5 protein-coding genes and 1 pseudogene are annotated in these 4,421 nt (G+C 73.6%); 2 read left to right on the forward strand and 4 right to left on the reverse strand.

Features of this window, described 5'->3' with window-relative positions; translation table 11 throughout:
- Positions 1-375: oligopeptide/dipeptide ABC transporter ATP-binding protein (locus ACWCPI_RS38785; RefSeq protein WP_451042654.1), on the forward strand; the 375-nt coding region annotated here is incomplete at its 5' end.
- Between the two features lie 384 nt (positions 376-759).
- Here ACWCPI_RS38785 and ACWCPI_RS38790 read toward each other — a convergent pair.
- Both ACWCPI_RS38790 and ACWCPI_RS38795 read right to left on the reverse strand, forming a co-directional pair.
- Positions 760-1,455, reverse strand: a complete 696-nt coding sequence (locus tag ACWCPI_RS38790) for a DUF5701 family protein (RefSeq protein WP_451042655.1) — start codon at positions 1,453-1,455, stop codon at positions 760-762.
- Positions 1,456-1,565: 110 nt separating this feature from the next.
- Positions 1,566-2,306 (reverse strand): class I SAM-dependent methyltransferase, encoded by a 741-nt coding sequence (locus ACWCPI_RS38795; RefSeq protein WP_451042656.1) that lies wholly within the window; start codon positions 2,304-2,306, stop codon positions 1,566-1,568.
- A gap of 49 nt (positions 2,307-2,355) precedes the next feature.
- Between ACWCPI_RS38795 and ACWCPI_RS38800 the strand changes: the two are divergent.
- Positions 2,356-2,743 (forward strand): annotated as a pseudogene (locus tag ACWCPI_RS38800) (VOC family protein).
- A 19-nt stretch (positions 2,744-2,762) separates the two neighbouring features.
- On the opposite strand, the gene ACWCPI_RS38805 reads toward ACWCPI_RS38800, so the two are convergent.
- Together ACWCPI_RS38805 and ACWCPI_RS38810 are read right to left on the reverse strand one after the other, a co-directional pair.
- Complete coding sequence (locus ACWCPI_RS38805; RefSeq protein WP_451042657.1) at positions 2,763-3,803, reverse strand: amidohydrolase family protein; 1,041 nt, start codon at positions 3,801-3,803, stop codon at positions 2,763-2,765.
- 279 nt (positions 3,804-4,082) lie between these two features.
- Positions 4,083-4,421: oligopeptide/dipeptide ABC transporter ATP-binding protein (locus ACWCPI_RS38810; protein ID WP_451042658.1), on the reverse strand; the 339-nt coding region annotated here is incomplete at its 5' end.

The raw sequence follows: 4,421 nt of genomic DNA on the forward strand, positions 1-4,421 counted from the left end.
GTGATCGAGGTCGGCGACCGCGACTCCATCTACACCCGCCCCCGGCACCCCTACACCCACGCCCTGCTCTCCGCCGTGCCCGAGGTGAACGTGGCCGGCGAGGACGCGCCCCGGCGGGAGCGGATCCGGCTGGCCGGTGACGTGCCGTCACCGATCTCGCCGCCCTCCGGCTGCCGCTTCCGCACCCGCTGCTGGAAGGCGCAGGACAGGTGCGCGACCGAGGAGCCGCCGCTGATCCAGATCTCCGGCAACCACGCGGGCCATCTGACGGCCTGCCACTTCCCTGAGGAGCCGACCACCGAGGCACGGGACGAGGACATCGTGCTGGATCCGGCGCTGGCGGCGCTGGAGGACCAGGACGCCGGGGACGACTAGAAGGCCGGGCGACCGCGACCGTGACTGCGACCGGGACCGGGACCGGGACCGTGCCCGCGACCGCGACCGTGCCCGTGCCCGTGCCCGTGCCCGTGCCCGCGACCGTGCCCGTGCCCGTGCCCGCGACCGCGACCGTGCCCGCGACCGTGCCCGCGACCGCGACCGTGCCCGCGACCGCGACCGCGACCGTGCCCGCGACCGCGACCGTGCCTGCGACCGCGACCGCGACCGTGCCTGCGACTGCGACTGCGACCGCGGCTGCGACTGTGACCGCACTGCGATGGCGCTGGCGCGGCGCCGGCGACGGCGAGTGCGGCCGGGATACGGGCGGGGGCGGCGGGGTTTCGGCTGTGCGGCGCGTACGGCCTCCGCCCCGCCGTCCGATCACGACTTCTCGGTGTCCTGGCCCCGTCGGCCCGTCGCGGAGGCGAAGCCCAGCCAGGTGTGCCGATTGTTCCACCAGCACCAGCCCACCTTGGGGGCGTTGCGCCGCTCGCGGCCGTCCCGCCCGGTGCCGTTGCTGATCCAGATCGCGGGCGTACGGGCGTCCAGGGCGCCGTCCGCCTTGCGCAGCCGGGAGCCGATGGTCATGAAGCAGTGGTTGCGTTCCAGAGCCGTCGGCTGCTGGAGCACCCAGTGGATGCCCTCGGAGAGCAGCAGCGGGGTGCGGTCCTCCTCCGCGAGTGCGGGCAGTGCCTCGTCCGGACTCCAGTTGGCCATGTGGTCGCCGCGGTCGAGGCCGGTGACGAGGTAGAGCGGCATGTCGGGGATCTCGACGGCACAGGGCGCGAAGAGGTCGACGTCGGGCATGTCGGTGACGACGAAGCCGGGCTTGTCGTCACGGCGGAGCAGTGGAGCGAGCGCGGAGGCGGGGGCGCGGTCCGGGTGAACGGCGAGAAGGGCGCCCTCGGTGCCCGCGGGAGCGTCGGCGGCCTCGGCGGCCTCGGCGAAGGCACGGAACACGTCGGCGGGCAGCCCCGCCGTCTCGTGCACCCCCAGTTCGATCAGTCGCTCGGCCTGAGCGCTCAGAGCCGGGAGTTCGGGAAGGAAGGTGGAGGTGACGGGCGTGGTCTCGGGCACGTTGCTCCCAGGTATGTGAGTGGACGGACCCAGGGCAAACGACGAGAGCCTGGCGGAACGTTCCCCTCCGCCGTTGCTTTCACGACGGCCTCAGCTCCCGCCGGCCGTCCCTACGAAGCCCGCCGCGCGACGATGACGATTTCGGGCGAGGTCGCCGTCAGCGGCCCCCGCTCCCAGTCGCCGTACCGCTCCTCGACGGTGAGGCCGGCTTCGTGGAGGAAGGCCGACAGCGCGTCGGGAGGGAGGAAGCGAAGGGTGGTCCGGCTGACGGCCGGGGCCGGCCAGGCGTCGCAGTCGAAGGTCTCGGTGAAGGTCACCCTGCCTTCCGTGACGGGCCCTTCGACCTCGTGCCACACACGTACGGCACGCCCGCCGGAGTCGGTGACCCGGCGCACCCGGTCCGGCCTCCATGTCTCCCAGGCCCGCGCTTCCGGGTTCCGCGTCTCGAAGACGAACCGCCCACCGACGCGGAGCGCCTGACGCACGGCGTGCAGGGCGTCCCGCACCTCCGCGTCGCCGAGGAGGACCTGGAAGGCGTGCCCGGTCATCACGACGAGGTCGAACTCCGCCCGCCAGCACCGGCTGCGCAGATCCCCGAGCACCCACTCCACATCGCTGCCGTGCCGCCGTGCCTGGACCAGCATGGCGGCGGCGGGGTCGAGTCCCACGAGCCGCCCGGGGTGCCCGGCGGCCCTGGCCTCCCGGAGCAGCCGCCCGGTCCCGCAGCCGACGTCGAGCACCGCCCCGGCGGACCGCACATACCCGAGACAGAAGTCGTCACCCGCTCCCCACGGGTTGAGGATGTCGTACAACGCGGCGAGCGACAGATCCGCGAACGACCGATCGACCATCGAGGCAGTCTGCCACACGGACACCGAACGCCCGGGAGGGACAGGGGAGTTGTTGCATCACGTGGAGTTGTGGGTGCCCGACTCGGGGCGCGCGGTCGGTTCGTGGGGGTGGCTGCTGGAGCGGCTGGGCCACGAACTCCATCAGGACGGGCCGACGCCGCAGTTGGCGGGCGGGGGAGACCTACGTCGTGGTCGAGGAGTCCCCCGCACTGCGCGGTGACCGGCACGACCGGCTGCTGCCCGGACTGAATCACCTCGCCTTCCCTGTGCCGGGCGGCCGCGGGGAACTCGACGCGCTGGTCGAGGAGGCGCCGCGGCACGGCTGGACGCTGCTCTTCCCGGACCGGCATCCCCCTGCGGGTGGGCCCGAGCACTACGCCGCCTACCTGGAGAACACGGACGGCTTCGAGGTGGAGCTGGTGGCCCCGCAAGCCTGAGTCCGGCTGCCGGCCCGGATCAGCGCACCACCCGCCCTCGCAGCACGATCCGCCGAGGATGCCGCAGTACGGCCGGCTCCAGCCGCGGATCCGCGTCGTACACGGTGACGTCGGCGAGCCCGCCCTCGACCAGCCCCGGCAGCCTCAGGAAGTCCCGGGCCGCCCAGCTCGCCGCCCCTACCGCCACGTCCGCCGGGAGTCCGGCGGCGATCAGGTGCTCGACCTCGGTGGCGATGTTGCCGAAGGGGGCGCAGTCCGTGCCTGCGAGGACGGTGACGCCGGCGTCATGGGCCTCGCGGACCCGGCGGATCATGATGCGGTGGCCTTCGTGCCAGAGTCGGCCGCGGGGGTTGTCGATGATCCGGGACGCGCTGCGGGCGAAGGCGGTCAGTGTGGGGACGTAGGCACCGCCGTGCGAGGCCAGCAGCTCCACGCACTCCTCGGGCATCCCCATGCCGTGCTCGATCGAGTCGACGCCCGCCCGCGCCGCGTTGAGCACACCCCGCGCGGACTGGCAGTGCGCGGCGACCCTGCCTCCCGCCGTGTGCACCGCGTCGGTGACGGCGCGCAGCAGCTCGTAGGGAACGGGGTCCGCTTCGAAGTCCCAGTCGCCCATGAGCTTGCACCAGCCGTCATGGGCCTCGGCCTCGGCGACGGCCGCGGCGACCAGGTCGTCGGTCACCGTGTGGAAGTCGGCGCTCTTCGACAGCCCCGCCCAGGCGAGCCAGCGCCCGGCGGTGATCATGCGGGGCGTGTCCGGCGCCCCGCGCAGCTCGTCCGGGATCTCGCCGAGCAGCCCGGGGAACCGTAACGCCGTCGTTCCGGCATCCCGGTGCGCGGCGATCTGCTCGGCGAACGCCTCGGGGTCCCAGCGCGCCTCCTCCTGCGACCGGGACCCCGGGTGGGTGTGCACGTCGACGAGCCCGGGAAGCAGGAAACCGCCGTCGGCCACCGTCTCCGTCTCGGCCGACGGGCGGTCGAAGGTGATGCGGTCGCCGAGGATCCAGAGATCACCGGTGGTTCCGTGGGGCAGTACGGTGCCGCGCAGGTGAAGGGCCATCTCCCCAACGTAGGTGAGCGCTGCGGGCTCGGTCGGGCCGGGGCGGCCGAGCGGGCCTCGGCACCGAGCGCCCCGACGGGGGCGTCGCCCCCGGCCACCCCCAGTACGGCTCCGGGCGGCCGATGGCGGCGCCCTGAGGCGACCCGTGCCGAAACGGCGAGGGCCCGTGCCGGCGAGGCACGGGCCCTCCTTCCCCTGGAACCGGACGTTCATGGGCTCGGGTCAATGGGCCGGTGAAAGTCCGTTCCGTGAGCGGCGGCTGACGGAAAAAGGGGTGTGTCAGGCCGCCGTCTGGGGGTCCTTGGACAGAGCGGCCGCGGGAGCCGCCTCGTCGGTCTCCGGGTAGTGGCAGGCGGTCAGGTGGCCGGGCTTGTTGCCCTCGACCTGGACCAGCGGCGGGGCCTCGCTCGCGCACTTCTCCGTCGCCTTCCAGCAGCGGGTGCGGAAGCGGCAGCCGGAGGGCGGGTTGATCGGGGACGGCACGTCGCCCTGGAGGCGGATGCGCTCGCGGGCCGGGACCTCGTCCACGGTCGCCTCGGGTACGGCGGACAGCAGCGCCCGGGTGTAGGGGTGGCGCGGGTTGCCGTACAGGTCGTCGCGGTCGGCGATCTCGACGAT

The organism is Streptomyces sp. NPDC001920 (genome assembly GCF_053594495.1).